Source organism: Bacillus mobilis, assembly GCF_001884045.1.
GTDB classification, from domain to species: Bacteria; Bacillota; Bacilli; order Bacillales; family Bacillaceae_G; genus Bacillus_A; species Bacillus_A mobilis.
This window is the reverse complement of sequence record NZ_MACF01000105.1, coordinates 42,176-58,626: the sequence shown is the minus strand read 5'-3', so window position 1 is coordinate 58,626 and position 16,451 is coordinate 42,176. Positions and strand designations below refer to the sequence as shown.

General features: G+C 34.5%; 16 protein-coding genes, 1 pseudogene and 1 riboswitch. Of the genes and pseudogenes, 10 read left to right on the top strand and 7 right to left on the bottom strand.

Features of this window, described 5'->3' with window-relative positions; genetic code table 11:
• Position 1: 1 nt before the first annotated feature.
• From BAQ44_RS18100 to BAQ44_RS18090, 3 genes are read right to left on the bottom strand one after another with little or no spacing between them, the layout of a single operon-like run.
• Positions 2-1,009: a FecCD family ABC transporter permease gene (locus tag BAQ44_RS18100; protein ID WP_071722756.1), complete on the bottom strand. Its 1,008-nt coding sequence runs from the start codon at positions 1,007-1,009 to the stop codon at positions 2-4.
• Positions 1,006-2,046 carry a FecCD family ABC transporter permease gene (locus BAQ44_RS18095; protein ID WP_071722753.1) on the bottom strand — a complete coding sequence of 347 codons (1,041 nt, stop codon included), beginning with the start codon at positions 2,044-2,046 and terminating at the stop codon, positions 1,006-1,008. The genes BAQ44_RS18100 and BAQ44_RS18095 overlap by 4 nt, the downstream gene beginning before the upstream one ends.
• Positions 2,047-2,094: 48 nt before the next feature.
• Entirely contained in the window at positions 2,095-3,012 is a 918-nt protein-coding gene (locus BAQ44_RS18090; RefSeq protein WP_000732577.1) for an iron-hydroxamate ABC transporter substrate-binding protein, read from the bottom strand.
• A gap of 331 nt (positions 3,013-3,343) precedes the next feature.
• On the opposite strand from BAQ44_RS18090, the gene BAQ44_RS18080 reads away from it, so the two are divergent.
• A complete protein-coding gene (locus BAQ44_RS18080; RefSeq protein WP_071722749.1) occupies positions 3,344-4,393 on the top strand; it encodes an NAD(P)/FAD-dependent oxidoreductase in 1,050 nt (349 codons plus the stop codon).
• Positions 4,394-4,582: 189 nt separating this feature from the next.
• Here BAQ44_RS18080 and BAQ44_RS18075 read toward each other — a convergent pair whose 3' ends face one another.
• Entirely contained in the window at positions 4,583-4,951 is a 369-nt protein-coding gene (locus tag BAQ44_RS18075) for a hypothetical protein (protein WP_063262207.1), read from the bottom strand.
• A gap of 179 nt (positions 4,952-5,130) precedes the next feature.
• Between BAQ44_RS18075 and BAQ44_RS18070 the strand changes: the two genes are divergently transcribed.
• From BAQ44_RS18070 to BAQ44_RS18040, 7 genes and pseudogenes are all read left to right on the top strand, one after another.
• On the top strand, positions 5,131-5,370 hold the full coding sequence (locus BAQ44_RS18070; RefSeq protein WP_080467727.1) for a helix-turn-helix domain-containing protein: 240 nt from the start codon (positions 5,131-5,133) through the stop codon (positions 5,368-5,370).
• 236 nt (positions 5,371-5,606) lie between these two features.
• The gene (locus tag BAQ44_RS18065; protein ID WP_063262206.1) at positions 5,607-6,122 is read left to right on the top strand and encodes a hypothetical protein; all 516 of its coding nucleotides are present in this window, start codon (positions 5,607-5,609) and stop codon (positions 6,120-6,122) included.
• Positions 6,123-6,142: 20 nt separating this feature from the next.
• Positions 6,143-6,592 (top strand): PI-PLC domain-containing protein, encoded by a 450-nt coding sequence (locus tag BAQ44_RS18060; protein WP_063262205.1) that lies wholly within the window; start codon positions 6,143-6,145, stop codon positions 6,590-6,592.
• A gap of 163 nt (positions 6,593-6,755) precedes the next feature.
• Complete coding sequence (locus BAQ44_RS18055; RefSeq protein WP_071722747.1) at positions 6,756-7,424, top strand: YwrJ family protein; 669 nt, start codon at positions 6,756-6,758, stop codon at positions 7,422-7,424.
• Between the two features lie 236 nt (positions 7,425-7,660).
• Positions 7,661-8,926 (top strand): S-adenosylmethionine decarboxylase related protein, encoded by a 1,266-nt coding sequence (locus BAQ44_RS18050; protein ID WP_063262203.1) that lies wholly within the window; start codon positions 7,661-7,663, stop codon positions 8,924-8,926.
• Between the two features lie 200 nt (positions 8,927-9,126).
• Positions 9,127-9,255 (top strand): annotated as a pseudogene (locus BAQ44_RS31280) (ATP-binding protein); the annotation flags it as partial.
• A 261-nt stretch (positions 9,256-9,516) separates the two neighbouring features.
• Complete coding sequence (locus BAQ44_RS18040; protein ID WP_061678053.1) at positions 9,517-9,897, top strand: hypothetical protein; 381 nt, start codon at positions 9,517-9,519, stop codon at positions 9,895-9,897.
• A 28-nt stretch (positions 9,898-9,925) separates the two neighbouring features.
• Here the strand turns inward: BAQ44_RS18040 and BAQ44_RS18035 are convergent, their stop codons facing one another.
• On the bottom strand, positions 9,926-10,558 hold the full coding sequence (locus BAQ44_RS18035; RefSeq protein WP_071722745.1) for a cyclase family protein: 633 nt from the start codon (positions 10,556-10,558) through the stop codon (positions 9,926-9,928).
• An 84-nt stretch (positions 10,559-10,642) separates the two neighbouring features.
• Positions 10,643-10,755: riboswitch (SAM riboswitch) on the bottom strand.
• 148 nt (positions 10,756-10,903) lie between these two features.
• Between BAQ44_RS18035 and BAQ44_RS18030 the strand changes: the two genes are divergently transcribed.
• Complete coding sequence (locus tag BAQ44_RS18030; protein WP_063262201.1) at positions 10,904-12,013, top strand: PRK06851 family protein; 1,110 nt, start codon at positions 10,904-10,906, stop codon at positions 12,011-12,013.
• Between the two features lie 121 nt (positions 12,014-12,134).
• Entirely contained in the window at positions 12,135-12,917 is a 783-nt protein-coding gene (locus tag BAQ44_RS18025) for a nucleotidyltransferase domain-containing protein (protein WP_063262200.1), read from the top strand.
• A gap of 14 nt (positions 12,918-12,931) precedes the next feature.
• Here the strand turns inward: BAQ44_RS18025 and BAQ44_RS18020 are convergent, their stop codons facing one another.
• Both BAQ44_RS18020 and BAQ44_RS18015 read right to left on the bottom strand, forming a co-directional pair.
• Complete coding sequence (locus BAQ44_RS18020; RefSeq protein WP_071722743.1) at positions 12,932-14,233, bottom strand: MFS transporter; 1,302 nt, start codon at positions 14,231-14,233, stop codon at positions 12,932-12,934.
• Between the two features lie 143 nt (positions 14,234-14,376).
• A complete protein-coding gene (locus tag BAQ44_RS18015; RefSeq protein ID WP_071722741.1) occupies positions 14,377-15,903 on the bottom strand; it encodes an FAD-dependent oxidoreductase in 1,527 nt (508 codons plus the stop codon).
• Between the last annotated feature and the right edge of the window lie 548 nt (positions 15,904-16,451).

Below are 16,451 nucleotides of genomic sequence, written 5' to 3'. Positions count from 1 at the left end.
CTTACGCCTTTTTAAGCAACAAATACATAAAGTAAGGAGCGCCAATTAAAGCAACGACAATACCAGCTGGAATACCGTTAGGATCGACGATATTACGTCCGATTGTGTCTGCTAATAGCAATAGCCATCCGCCGATTAAAAGGGCGATAGGCATGAAAATTTGATGTCTTGGACCTACTAAAGATTTTGCGATATGAGGAGCCATTAGTCCGACAAAGCTAATTCCTCCTGTTACGGAAACAGCTGCAGCAGCAAGCGCAACGGCTGCAACTAATAAGTATCTGCGTTCTTTTTCAATTTCAATTCCAACGCCGATTGCGACTGGTTCGTTTAATGCTAGAATGTTTAATCGATTTGCTTTATAGAAAACGAACGGAATTAATACGATTAACCATGGGAGCATTGCTAAAACGAAGACCCAGTCATCTCCCCAAATATTTCCGGCAATCCATTTGGCGATAAAGTCCACTTTCATACGATCAGCGGATGAAATAAGGACAATCATCATTCCAGATAGTGCAAATGAAAAACCAATACCAGTTAATGTTAGTCGGATTGGCTGAAGTCCAGTTGATTTACTATAAGAAAATACGTAAATTAGAACAGCTGTCAGAAATGCGCCGATAAATCCAACGACAGGTAGTAAGTAAAGAAATGAACCTACATCTATTGGAAAGTATAAAAAGAAAATAGCAACAGCAACACCAGCCCCGGAGTTGATTCCGAGAATACCAGGTTCCGCTAAATCATTTCGGGTAATACCTTGCAGGATAGCACCTGATAAAGCGAGAGCCATACCAGCTAATAATGTAATAATAATTCTAGGTAGTCGTAAAGAGTATAAAACAAACTCCTCTTTAAAAGTCCCTTGTCCCATTAATGTTGGGAGTAGTCGATCATAAGATAAAGATGCTGAACCAAGCCCCATTCCAACTACAATGGTGGTGATGGTCAGTATTAGTAAAGCGAGTATAATAAGACGTTGTTTTCTTAGAATAGATTGCATCATGAGAATGTTTTTCCTCCTTTACGTACAACGAATAGGAAGAATGGCAATCCTACAATTGCGACAATAGCGGCAACTGGTGTTTCGTACGGAGCGTTAATAGTACGTCCGACTGTATCTGCAAGTAGCATAAAGGAAGCTCCAGTAATTGCTGACATCGGTATAACAAAACGGTAGTCCGGCCCAACAATTGGACGTACCATATGAGGCACCATTAAACCGATAAATGCCATATTTCCGACAAGCGCTACAGATGCACCAGCAAGTAAGATAATAATGATAAATAGAATGGTTTTAATAACAATAATTTTTTGGCCTAGTCCAATAGCCACTTCTTCACTGAAACTAAGAACTGTCAATTTTTTTGCTAGTAAGATAGCGATGAAGATACTAATTGAAATGACTGGAATAATAATTTTCAATTGGCCCCAAGTTGTTCCAATTACGCCCCCAGCAGTCCAAAGTGATACCTCTTGTGAAATTTTGAAGTAAATGCCGACTCCTTCTGAAATTGCGAGTAGAAATGCTGAAACGGCAGCACCAGCTAATACAATTCGAAGAGGGGACAGCCCGCCTTTTTTCACCATACCAATTCCAAATACCATAATTGCGCCAATTGCAGCACCGATAAAGCAAGCAAATGTTAAGTAAAGATAGCTGATGGAAGGATTGAAAGCAAGTGTCAGTGCAAGCGCAGCATTTGCTCCACCAGATAATCCTAATAGTCCAGGATCTGCAAGTGGATTTCGTGTTAACCCTTGCATAATTGCTCCAGAAACAGCAAGTCCAGCTCCTACAAAAATTGCAGCTACTTCACGTGGTAAACGAATTTCTCGAATAATAGATATTTTGTCCCCTTTAGCAGAAGAAGTGAGCGCTAACCATACATCTTTTATTGAAGTATCGGCAGCCCCTAATACCATTGCCACCATAAAAATAAGAAAGAATGCAATTATGCTCAAAATGAGTTTGTATGTAAAAGCTATAGAACGTGGATTGTCGTGATCTTTTGTCATTCGTTTCACATCTTTTCTGTTCATAGAATAAAGGAAGAGGAATTCTTAATTTAAGAATTCCTCATGTTTGTATTATTTACCAAGAAAGCTCTTCTTGAAGAAGTCTAGTTGGAAGTCTAATGTAAGTGGATCATTGAAATAGAATTCCATCATGTTTGCTTCGTATACGCGATTATTTTTTACTGCTGGGATGTTTTTATATGATTCTGTCTCTTGGAATGAGTTATCAGTATCTTTGTTTTTACTTACGATTAAGTAATCACCAGCAAACTCAGGTAATACCTCAGTAGATAATGCGTAGTAACCTTCTTTTAATGCTTTTTCTTTTACTTTTTCAGGCATTTTTAATTTCATTTCTTGGTACAGAATTTCTGTTCCACGGCCCCAGTTTTCGCCGTATACATAAAGCTGTTTGTTGAAGTTTTCTACAACAGAAACTGTTGCATCTTCACCGATTTTTGCTTTAATTTCTTTACCAGCGTCTTGTGCACGTTTCTTGAAGTCATCAACCCAAGTTTTTGCTTCTTTTTCTTTGTTTAATAACTTACCGATTTCTAAATGCTGTGTTAAGTAATCAACTTTTCCGTAAGTGTATGTTACAGTAGGAGCGATTTTCTTTAACTTATCAACATTTTTAATATTTGATAAACCAATGATTAAATCTGGATTTAGTTCAGCGATTTTTTCAACGTTTTCATCTGATACTTCAGCAACATCTTTCAGTTTACTATCAAAACGTGGGTTTTGTTTAGACCATGAATCTACCCCAACAAGATTTACTCCTAATGACATTACGTTACCAGCGAATGATGATAAAACAACAACGCGTTTTGGATTTGCAGGAACTTCTACTTTACCATTTTCAGATTGGTATGTAATTGTTTCTGATTTACTACCTTTTGCATCGTTCTTTTTGTCTGTAGAGCCATTGCTACAAGCGCTCATAACAAGAACGAAAAGAACTGTTAGTGAAATAAATAACTTTTTCATCGTCTTTCTCCTTTAACATAGATGATATGTGTATACAATAATTTGTTTAACTGTAATCTTTTGAAAGAGTAGTGGTAATACAAAATATGCATTAATAATCTTGAATACGAGATTTTACAATATAGTATTAACCATATTAATGAAAGAAGATGTAATCTCAAATTTGCTAATTATTAACAAAATGATAATGATTATCACTATTGATTCTTTAAATAATATAATTTTATATAGGTGTATTGTCAATAGTAATTTTGATTGTAAAATTTGCGGAAACAGGTTATATTTTATTGAGAATGATAATCAATTATTAGTAGCTGAGGAGTGAAGGTGAATGGATAGAGAAGAATTGTTTGATGTAACCGTGATAGGCGGGGGACCTGCAGGGCTTTATTCAGCTTTTTATAGTGGACTCAGAGAGATGAAAACGAAAATAATAGAATTTCAACCACAGTTAGGTGGAAAAATACATGTTTATCCGGAGAAAATGATTTGGGATATTGGCGGGTTATTACCGGTTACTGGTGAAAAATTAATTGAGCAACTGGTACAACAAGGGTTAACATTTCAGCCTGAAGTGGTAGTAAATACAAAAATAGAATCGATTATTCGTAATGAAGATGGCACTTTTACGTTAAAGGCGAGCAATGGAGAAGAACACTTTTCAAAAACAGTGATCGTTGCAACTGGAAGCGGTATATTGAATCCACAAAAGTTATCAATTGAAGGTGCGGAGCGATTTGAAGTATCAAACTTAAATTATACAGTTAAATCTTTAAAACGTTTCAAAGATAAAACGGTCATTATTTCAGGCGGAGGTAACTCTGCAATTGATTGGGCAAATGAGTTAGAACCAATTGCGAAAAAAGTTTATTTAACATATAGAAAAGAAGAATTATCTGGTCATGAAGCACAAGTGAAGCAACTTATGAACAGCTCAGCGGAGTGTTTCTTTAATACCTCTATTACAAAATTAATTGCTGGTGATAATCATGAAGCAATTGAATATGTAGAATTAACAAATCACGAGACAGGTGAAGTTGCCCATTTACCTATTGATGAAGTGATTATTAATCATGGATATGAGCGTGACATTACATTATTAGAAAATAGTGAGTTAGACGTTGCCATTATAGATAATTATTATATTGCAGGTAATGCAAATAGTGAGTCTTCAGTAGATGGATTATATGCTGCGGGAGATATTTTAAAACATGAAGGGAAATTACACTTAATTGCGGGAGCGTTCCAAGATGCTGGAAATGCTGTAAATAAAGCGAAACAATTTATTCAACCAGATGCAAGCGAGTATGGAATGGTTTCTTCGCATAATGAAGTATTTAAGAAGAGAAATCGTGAATTGATTAAGCAGATGATGAAATAATAAAAAACAAGTATACCCCCATTTACTTCTCTATTCGAGTGATAAGTAAATGGGGGTTTTCCTGTTTACTATATTTTCAATCATTATAATGACACCGGTTTCATCAGTCCATATGATATGAACGTTTTATTTGTAAATCTTCCTAGAAAACAATGAATATATGTTTTGCTGAAGCAGAACAGTATTATATTATGCTGTCCCTTTAGCTCGTTCGTTAGGAAATGGCATATTTAATATAGAAGTAATGTACTGTTTTCCATGCATTCGAGCTAATGATTCTAATATTTGACGGACGCGTTTTGTAAGATGTCCTTCTGCCTTTATAGCTTCACAATATGCGTCATAGAAAGCGTATTTAGCCCAAAGGAAATCATCTTGTTGGAATAAAAAATGATTTTTGTACCATTCCCCAATTGTATGGTAACAATTGTTTTCATGTATTACTGAGCTTTGAGAAAGAATACGATCAGATAAAGATGTAGCTAAATGAGAAATTGTGTTTTCTGTTTCAACCTGTAATGTTTTTTCTAACATTGTAATGATGTGACGAGTAGCCATATGTTAACTCTCCTTTGTGTAAATGGGTAATACCATTCTATATTTAAAAAATCCTTACTATATTATTATACAATATATGGAATGCATCCACCTTCTTTTTAAATTGCATTTACAAAATCTTTTTTATTTGTTTACAAAAATAAAGTAAGATACAGTATATAGGAAAAAACAATAAAGGAATGAACGCGTTGTATATAACAGTAGAAGAAGCTGCGGAGTATTTAAATTTACCAAAGTCGTATATTGAAGAGCTAATTCAACAAAAGAAAATTCGTGCACTGTTTGATGGAGAGCAATATTTATTAAATAAAGAACAATTCAATACACATTTAGAACAAATGGAGAAATATAAGCATTTAGTGGAAGAAATATTAAACGAACCAATTCCAGAAGATATGGATGTTAAAGACGAAGATTAAACGATGGGAAATCCCGTATGAAGATATGCAGAAATGTATATCCATACGGGATTTTTTTGTTTAAAGATATCAAAAGCCTAAGGAGCTTTTAGCATTTCTTCGAATATTGATAGGTAGTAGTCTACCATGTTAAAAGCATATTTTTTTCTAGCTAGGACAAACATAGAGAACGTAACCTGTACAGATACATATACTATCAGTGCAAAAGCTTATAAATTAATGGAAGGGGTTTTCTCGTGAGTTTATTTCATTGGGATTTTTTGAAAGACTTAATTGGATCTTTTGTGAGAGTAAACAGGGGTGGTCCAGAATCTCAAAAAGGAACAATAATATCAGTATGTTCGGACTACTTCGTATTGCAGAATGAAAAAGGTGAACTGTATTACTATCAACTTAATCATCTAAAAAGTATTACAAAAAATGCGAAAGACTGTGGATCAAGTGATTGCGATTGGGAAGATTGCGCATGTGCAGAAGACTTTGAAGCACTACTTCAAAGCTTCAAATATTGCTGGGTGAAAATTAATCGCGGTGGTCCAGAGAAAGTAGAAGGCATCTTACAAGATGTTTCTTGTGATTTCGTGACATTGATCGTAAAAGAAGAAATTATATTAGTTGCAATAAAGCATATTAAAAGCGTTAACTATAATGCATTAGCATGCGGAGAGAGCGATGAGAGCGACGATAGTAAGGAAAGTAGCAATAATTCAGGTCGCGCTCGTGCACAAAGACAATCAAGTAGAGGAAGATAATAAGAAAGGGGGATACAAAATTGGAGAACGTATTATGCTGTGACCAAATTAAATGTTTAGTTGGTGAGACTGTAAAGGTAAACCTTCGTGGACCAGAAAGTCGAGTGGGTGAGCTCGTATCGTTAGGAAAAGATTATCTAACGTTACAATTACCTCATGGTGAATTAGTGTATTATCAGTTGAAACATGTGAAGAGTCTAGTTAAGAAAGTGAAAGAAAGTAAATGTGGCGATTGCTATAGTTCATGTTTCTGCTCTGATGAGGATACTTTTTTAGATATATTAAAAGACTTGAAGTATAAGTGGGTAAAAATTAATCGTGGCGGTCCAGAATGTGTGGAAGGTTTATTAAGCGAAGTACATGCTAAATGTATTACACTAGTAAACTGTGATGAAGTTATTTATGTAATTAAGTCTCATATTAAGAGTGTGAGCCAAATAGTTAAATGTAAAAAGAATGAAGAAGAATAATGTTTGATAAATAAGAGGGGCATTATGGTTGAAGGTGAAGAACGATTTCTTATTTCGGATAGTACGAAAAGGAAGTCCTTACTATTCAGACGGAACATTGCCCCTGATTATTTTTTGAAATGAAAAATAGGAAAGCAAAAAATTTATAGGAAGGAGGATATAGATGAATGAGTTAAACAAAAGTATTGGAGAAAATATATATGTTAAATTAATCGGTGAAAAAAGATTTAAAGGTGTATTAATAGATGTGGGAAATGATATTGTTGTTCTTTACAATGGACAAGACTACGTATATATATCTTTATATCATGTACAATATTATAAATTTTTAAGACCACATGATGAAGAAATAATAAAACCAGATGTTGATTCTGTAATTAAGAGGGAGTCGCCTACCATTTCTTTAAGAAAAGTATTAAGTACTTCTAAAGGAATTTTTACAGAAGTTTATGTAGCAGGAAATGCTCCAATACATGGTTATGTTACAAGTGTAATGAACGATTATATTGTTTTTTATAGTCCAGTTTATAAAACAGTATATATATCTTTAAAGCATTTGAAATGGTTAATTCCGTATAAAGAAAATCAAGTCCCTTATGCCCTCAATAAAAATGAACTCCCCGTGAATCCGTTAAATATTACGTTAGCTAGAACATTTGAAGAGCAGCTTATTAAAATGGCTGGCAAAATCATGGTGTTTGATTTAGGTGAGGAATCTAATAAAATCGGAAAAATGGCGAAGATTGATGAGGGGCATATTGAAATATTAAAAGCACGTGATGCAAAAATGTATGTGAATATTCAACATGTGAAATCTGTCCATTGTCCGTAGACTCGTTGAAAGGGCTGGCTTTTTCTTTTATATGTAGAAGAAAAGGTCGAGCCTATTTGTTTAGCTCGATTTGAATATGAGGGGAAAAATGAATTGAATAGAAATATGTTAGCTTTATCTATGAAGAGCTAATCTTGTGCGAAATTATAAAAAATATGTACGAGCCATTTTTTCATATATTCAATTTGTTTTTTGAGGGAGAACTGCTTAACTACTATATTAAAGGGGTTTTGTTGGTGGAGCAGTTTCCGAATTCGTTATCGATTACATTACTTGGTAGTGCTGGTGGAGCAGCAAAAGCAGTTTTAGCAATTTTAAATCAAGCGATAGTAAATGAAAAAGATCCGATTTATGAAGCGATAAGGAATGTTACATTTCATTTGGTTGATATAAAACAAAAAAATAGGACTTATTATGATGAGTTGTTTCCAAATTTGAAAGATCAATTGTTTTTATATGAAATTGACCTTCAGGATGTAGTGAAATTTAAACAACATTTGAAAGAAAAAAGTACGGGTGTTGTTATTGATGTTTCGGGGGCAGATACGATCAGAGTATTAAGCTGTTGTAATGAACTTGGAATTTGTTATATTAATTCAGCTTTGGAAAATGAAGCAGTAGATCAGGACGACAGTTTAATCGGTTTTCAGCTTACGGAAAGATATACGAGGTTTGAGAAGGAGAAAGAGAAATTTACAAATACAAAAGCAATTATAGGTTCAGGTATGAATCCAGGTGTTGTGCAATGGATGGTTGTTGAACTTATGAAGGAACGTCCAAATGAAAAACCAAAAGCATGCTATATAGTAGAACATGATACTTCATTTTTGAATGATGAAGCACTGATAAAGCCTCATACACTTTATGCTTCATGGGCAGTAGAGCGATTTCTAGATGAAGCGATATGGAGTTATCCGATGTATATGAGTCATCATCGTCCCCTTTACTTTTATGAAGATGTATATGCTTCAGAGTATAAAGTAAAGTTAGGAGAGAAAGAGTTTCATGGTTGTTTAATGCCACATGAGGAAGTTTTAATTTTAGGGAAAAACTTCAATATGGAAGTAGGCTTTCTGTACCGAATTAATGAGTATACGACCAATGTAATTAGACAGAACTTAGACCAAGTAGAAGATTTATGGAAATGGAATCGTAAAGTATTTAATCCAGCGGAAGAAGAGATTGCAGGGGAGGACCTGGTTGGTGTGCTACTCGTTTATGAAAATAGCGAGACGTATATGTACAATGTAATGAATAGTAGCCAAGTTTTTCATAAATATAAAACGAATGCAACTTACTTTCAAGTAGGGTGCGGGATTTATGCAGGCTTGTGCAGTTTATTATTAGATCACTTTGGACAAGGTGCTTACTATGTCGAGGAATTATTATTAAATACAGAAAGTAAGTACGGCGAATATCTAAATTTATATATGAATAATTTTGTAATAGGACATAATAATTTTACAGATGGTCTGCTGCATGAGCGGGTAAGATGGATATAAGTTATAGCGAAAAGGAAGGAGAGATCTCCTTCCTTTTCGTATGATAAGGTTGTATATTGCCCTGAGAGCAATTTCATACTTATAATTTAGAAAGATAACATGTGTATGGATCATGAGGAGTATTTATATGAACAAATTTAAAAGCTTGATTTATGAGGAAAGAGAAGCTTTAAAAGTATTTAAAAAAATTAACGGATTTTTTAGGGAAACCAAAGCCAACAAATTACGAATGATGTAATATACGAGCAATCCTTTTATATGTTGTACAACTAATGGAAAGTTATGCAGTGCAATATAGAGTGAGATTTCATTTGCAAGTAGATGGGAATAGGAACGAAAGTGAAAATTTCTTTACCGACAGTATAATGTACTAGAAGAAAATATTTTTCAGAAAAGTGTTCTTGTTGTGTAAATATAAACATTTTATAAAATGTTTAAAGAAGGGTTTTTTTTATAAAATACTTCGTTTATAATGGAGGAAAATATCGACATGAGATTTGTTATTCATGTAACGGTTCGGTAGTGTTAGGAAAAGAAGGGGTGCACGCGCATCCTTTTTTCTATGCAGATATTATGAAAGAGGTGGTATGATGGAATTAACATTAAATTCGACTGTATGTTTACACACGATTCAATTTAGAAAAGAGCAAAAGAATTATATTGTAAAAGATACAATTACAGGAGAAAAATATGAAATGCCGCCACTTTGGATTGATGCATTGGCAATGATGCGTGACGGTTTTTTATTGGGAGAAATTGAGGAGAAATTAAAAGAAGAGTATCCAGACGAAGAAATAAATATGTTAGCATTTACGAGGCAACTGTTAGAGCTAGAACTTGTCGGAATGGTAGATGGAGAAGAAATAGCTTGTACAAAGAAAAGAGAGAAAGATTATTTAGCTTGGTTACGTCCTCGTGTTGAGCAATTCTTTCTTAGTTTAAATAAAAAAAATAGAAGCAAAGGTCAATGATGATCTTTGCTTTTTTTGTATAGTTTGTTTAAAAAATTACAGCGAACGCCCTGGCAAAAGCACCATCGCTATCTTTAATTTTTAAAGGTGCCGCTGAGAAAAAGAAACGTTTCGTGTGAATGGCATCTAAGTTTGTTAAGTTTTCAATTAAATAAATATTATTCCCAAGTAGTATGTGATGAATTGGTGATGTTTCTGTCGTTACCTCATCAGGAGAAATGAAATCTAGACCGACCGATTTTATTTTTAATTGAACTAATTCCTCGGCTAATTCTTCAGAAAGATAAAAAGCTTCTTGCTCATATGCCTCTGTATTCCACTTAGTAGATAGATTGGAATGGAAAATAACAATATCCCCTTTTTTTATGTCAGCATTGTGCAATACTTCTTTAGGTATTTTTCGTTCTTGTACATGAGTTACATCAATAAGAACCGCCTCGCCTACAAATTGATCTAGGGGTAATTGATCAATAGTCGTTGCGCCTGAGATGAAATGAGCAGGAGCATCACAATGCGTGCCAACATGAACGACAGAATGAAAATCTGTAACTTGATAGCCTGTCTCTTCAACGCTTGTAATGGCCCCTAAATTGATTTTTGGTGTTCCAGGGAACTGGGACATATTGTTTTCAAATGTTTGTGATAGGTCAATTACTTTCACTTTACATACCTCCAATATATGTTTTGAAATAAAAAAACTCACCTTTCGTAATCAAGAAAGATGAGTTTTGCACACAATAGTTACGTTTTATCTTTCAAAATGCAATGCATTTTGCAGGAATTAGCACCTATTCAGTTTGTATAAACTGAGGTTGCTGGGCTTCAAAGGGCCGGTCCCTCTGCCTCTCTTGATAAAGACATATTTAATTTCAGTTCTGAATATTCATTGTATTTAAATTGTAATTCATTTCCTTTTTTCGTGCAATACAAAATAGGTATTCACCCAAATAAAGATGCTCGCATATTGTAGCTTATGTAAATAGAATGCTGCGAAGGAGTGAGTGCAGTGACAGGGACTGTATTGAATTATTATGCTGGTGGAAATACAGCTAGAGGATTTCATAATTTATATGATGAGAATTTAAAAGGGTTAGACAGATTATTTATTTTAAAGGGTGGCCCTGGAACGGGGAAATCTTCTTTAATTAAGGCAATAGGTCGTGAATGGGTTGAAAAAGGATATGATATTGAATTTTTACATTGTTCTTCCGATAATAAATCGGTTGATGGTGTAATTATCCCGAAGTTAAAAGTAGGAATTGTTGATGGAACATCTCCGCATGTTATCGAGCCGAAAATGCCAGGAGTTGTTGAGGAGTATATCAATTTAGGGGTTGCTTGGGACTCAGATAAATTAAGAAAGCAGAAGGTGGAAATTGAACGATTTGTTTCAGAGGCAAGCAAAGCTTTTCAAACTGCCTACGCTTGCTTTCACGAGGCGCTAATTATACATGATGAGTGGGAGAAAATATATATTAATAACATTGATTTTAATAAAGCAAATGAACTAACTGATCAGCTGATCCAGAAGCTCTTTACGGATAAAGGCGGGAAACAATCGCTTGTGAAACATCGTTTTTTAGGAGCAGCTACACCAAAAGGAGCAGTTGATTTTGTTCCTAATTTAACAGAAGGATTATCACATCGTTATTTTATAAAAGGGCGCCCAGGCTCTGGGAAATCAACTATGCTCAAAAAATTAGCTAAGGCAGCAGAAGAAAAAGGCTTTGCGGTTGAAGTATATCATTGTGGATTTGATCCAAATAGTCTTGATATGGTTATCGTAAGAGAGTTAGGGTTTGCAATTTTTGATAGTACCGCACCACATGAATATTTTCCAAGCCGTGAAGGTGATGAAGTTATAGATATGTATGCCCTGATCGTGACACCAGGGACAGATGAGAAGTATGCGACAGAAATTCGCGACGTGTCGATTCAATATAAGGCAAAAATGAATGAGGCGATGTCTTTCTTAGCGAAAGCGAAATCAGTTCGTGATAAATTAGAACGAATTTATATTGCGGCTATGGATTTTTCAAAAGTAGATGTATATAAAGAGGAGATTCAAAAAGAGTTTGAACGAATTGCGGTTAGTGTAACAGAAAAGAACAAGTAAAAAATAAGGGATTTTGGCAGGCTGTCGGGAATTTTCTGACAGCTATTTTAGTATGTAGTAAACTTAGTAATATATTTGTCGAATTTCCAAGGAAATAATCAGAAGATGGAGAGGGTATGAAATGAGAGAGAAAATTAAAGCGGAGTTAGCAAGAATTGAAAAAGAGAATGATGTGAAAATCTTATTTGCAGTGGAATCAGGAAGTCGCGCTTGGGGATTTCCATCGAAAGATAGCGATTATGATGTTAGATTTGTTTATATGCATCCGGTAGAGTGGTATTTATCAATTCATGATAAACGAGATGTAATTGAGTATCCAATTAGTGATGATTTAGATATAAGTGGATGGGATATTAAAAAGGCGTTACAACTATTCGCAAAATCAAACCCAGCTTTACTTGAATGGATTCGATCACCAATTTTTTATTCGAAAAACACTCATTTTCCAGAACAGCTTCAGCAAATGAGTGATAAGCAATTTGATCCAAAAGCAACGATATATCATTACTTACATATGGCTTCAAAAAATTATCGTGAATTTTTGCAAGGTGAGAATGTAAAATTGAAAAAGTACTTTTATGTATTACGTCCTATTTTAGCTTGTAAGTGGTTAGAGGAGAAAACAACTTTGCCTCCTGTAGAATTCGATCGATTGATTACAGAATTATCATTAGAGCGTAGCGTATTAGATGAAATTGAACAGTTGTTAATAAAGAAAAAGGCAGGTACTGAATTAGATGTTGGATTAAAAATTGAGGTTTTGAATCAATTTTTAGAAGAACAAATTCATTACTATCAGCAATATGTAAAAGGAATTGAAAAGGGATCAGGGATTGATATTGAGAGTTTGAATACATTGTTTCGAGATATGTTGTTTGCAGTATATGAAAAAGAGCACAAGTGAGTTTGTGCCCTTTTTTATTTTGTAGGAATAAAGAAAACAGATATAGCTGCGATGAGACCTGCGAATGAGAATAAGTAAAAATTCCATGCTAATTCGTATTGCATTGTCATAATAATGCCGACAAGAATAGGACCAGCAATTGCACCAACTCGGCCAAGTCCAAGTCCCCAGCCTAAGGAGGTAGCTCGAATATGGGATGGGAAGTATTGTGTTACATATGCATTTAATATTTGAGTAATGCCGACTGATCCAATTCCAGCAAGACCAATTAAAAGATAGATGATTGTCACAGAAGGTTTAATTGTTAATAATCCAATACATATAGATGCCATAAGATAGGAGATGCTAATAACAATTTTAGCTCCTATACGATCCGCGATTGCTCCAGCAAATAATGCACCGATAGCGGCAGTAATATTTAGCATAAGTAGAAATGATAAACTAGATCCAAGAGGGTATCCAGCTTGGCGCATCATCTGTGGTAACCAAGTATTTAAACCATATATTAAAAACATTCCCATTATATAAGTAATCCAAAAAAGCAGCGTCGCTTTTCTGTATTCTTTTGAAAATAAAGTAAGGAATCCATTTTTCTTTCGTATATTAGATGAGTTTTGATGAATTTCATCTTTTTCATGGAATGCAATTTGAAAACGATGAAGGATTTTGTCTACTTCTTCTTGACGATTACGTGATAATAAAAATTGAATGGATTCAGGTAAATAACGGATAATGAAAGGAATGAGGAGCAGTGGAATCATTCCGATGCCAAACATAGTTCTCCATCCGAAATCTTCTAACATAAACATAGACAAAATAGCGCCTAATACGATTCCTAAAGGATAGCCAGTAAACATAAGAGCATAAATAAAAGATTGTCGTTTTTTTGGTGAATATTCAACGGTAAGTGCTGAAGCTGTTGGAATAACACCGCCTAACCCAATTCCTCCGATAAACCGAGATAAACCAAATAATTCGGGAGAAGGAGCAAGTGCAGCTAGACCCATTGTGATAGAAAAAAGTGCTAAACAGCATATAAGCGTCCATTTTCGCCCAATTAGATCTGTAATGGTTCCAACTAGAATAGCGCCAATAAACATACCAAATAAAGCATAGCTAGCAATTGTCCCAGCGTGTGCCGGTGAAAGTGCCCAGCTTTTGTCTTCTAGGAGCTTTGGCAGAACGGCACCGTAAATACCTAAATCATATCCATCAGCTAGAATGGCTAGCCAACAAATAAAAACAACAAGTTTTGTAATAGAGCTCGAAAAGATAGTTTCTGTAGATTCTAGATGAGGTGGAGCTGAAGGTTGCATAATATTCACCCCTTTTAATTTGTAGATGAATATATTATTTTATTTGGTGTTAATATTTTCCTTCTTGTATCGAAATTTATCTGAAAATGTTTTATAACAAATAAAGAAGTTCAACAGGAAACCTGTTGAACTTCTTTATTTGTTTACTCATTATCAACTCGTTTTAACGGTTGATCTGCTGGACCTTCCATAACATCGCCCTCAATTGAAAAGCGGGAACCGTGGCAAGGACAGTCCCAAGTACAATCACCATTATTCCACTCAACCTCGCAGCCAAGATGTGTACAAGTTGTATCGACAATATGTAATTTTCCATCTTTGTCCTTATAAGCACCTGCTCGTTTCCCATTAACATGTACGACAGATCCTTCACCAACTTCGAGATCTTCTGGTTTACGTAATGCGGTTTCGATCTTTCCTTCAATTAAATGTTTCGCAACATCGATGTTCTGGGAGAGGAACGTTTTTATATCTGGATTTGCATGGAAGCGTGATGGTGCATACAGTTCTTTATAAGGACTGTGGACTTTTAGAATGGAGTCCTTCAGTAAATGAGCGGCAGCAGTTCCAGTTGTCATTCCCCATTTACGATATCCAGTTGCAACAAATATATTTGGATTCCTTTCGTTAATATGTCCGATATAAGGAAGTTTATCTAGCGTGATTAAATCTTGTGCTGACCATCTATAGGGAACTTCATCTACTCCAAACGTTGCTTCCGCAAAAGAATACAGTGCTTCGTAATGAAGCATCGTGTTAATTCCTTGTCCTGTTTTATGACTTTCTCCGCCAATTAAAATTAATCTTTCCCCATTGTTTGTTGTATAGCGTAAGGAGCGTTTGGGATCATCAATGCTTAAATACATGCCACCTGGATAATCCGTTTTTGCTTTGATTGCAAGAGCATAAGAGCGCTCAGCATACATTCGTGTAAAGAAAAAGCTATTTGCATCATAAAAAGGAAAATGCGAGCAAGAGACAACATATTTGCAAGTGATGCGATGTCCGTTCTTTGTAATGACTTGTGGATAATCACCTTTTTCCACGTCAATAGCTGTTGTTTGTTCATAAACTTTTCCGCCCATCTCCACAAATTTTTCTAAAAGTGTTTTCAAATAAAGGATGGGATGGAATTGTGCCTGGTTTTTCATGACCAGTGCAGATTGTACGGGAATCGGAATCGATAGAGATTGAACATAGTCACAAGGTATATTTAATTTTTGATAGGCTTCATATTCTTTTGATAAATTTCTTAATCCATTATCAGTAGTTGTATATAAATATGAATCTTCATTTGAGAAATTACAGTCGATTTTATATGTTTGTACAGTCTCATTTATAAATTGAAGAGCATGATTATTTGATTCATAGTAAAGCCTCGCTTTTTCCAAGCCGAAATGATTGATTAATTCATCATAAATAAGATCGTGTTGCGCTGTTACCTTTGCTGTTGTATGCCCAGTCGTTCCATTTAAAATGAGGCCAGAATCAATTAAAACAACGTTCATACCTTCTTTTGCAAGTAAATAGGCAGTCGTGATGCCTGTAATCCCAGCTCCGATAACAGCAACTTCAGTTTTTGTATCTTCAGATAAATGAGGAAAAGTAGGGACTTGAGTAGATTCAATCCAATAGGATAATGGAAATTGTGGAAATGTATCGCTTGTCATTATAAAAACCTCCCGATTTTAGAACAATTTTCCTTTTAATATTTCCATATGATATGAAATTCATGTGTGTTGTTTTATAAGGTGTCTATTTTTATTAAAAGAAAGATAAAATTATTTTAATATAATTATTTAATGTCATCGGTATGAAGAGGTAGGAGTTGTGTAAAGCTAGATTCAGGTGAGTTTATTTGTTGTTTACACCGAGAGTTCTTGAATAACATAGAGTCTATAGTATGTCAGTGTATGTATATGCATGATGGGTGAAACCTTATAAAGTCTATGTTTTTTCTTTAGTGAAATAAAGTATGATTATAAAAATATAACCAACTTTTATTACTAGGTCATAAAAGTTGTTGACAATATAGAAATTCTATTGATATGATTCATCATGTGGAAAGGTTGATAGAGAGTAAAAAGAGAAATGTTTTTCATTGATAATAAAAGCGAAAAAATAAGTGACGATAGAGTGAGTATATTTTCCTTATAATAGATGCTTTTTTGATCACCTAGTAAAATCAATCTGGAAGCAAGAATTGATACATGTAAGT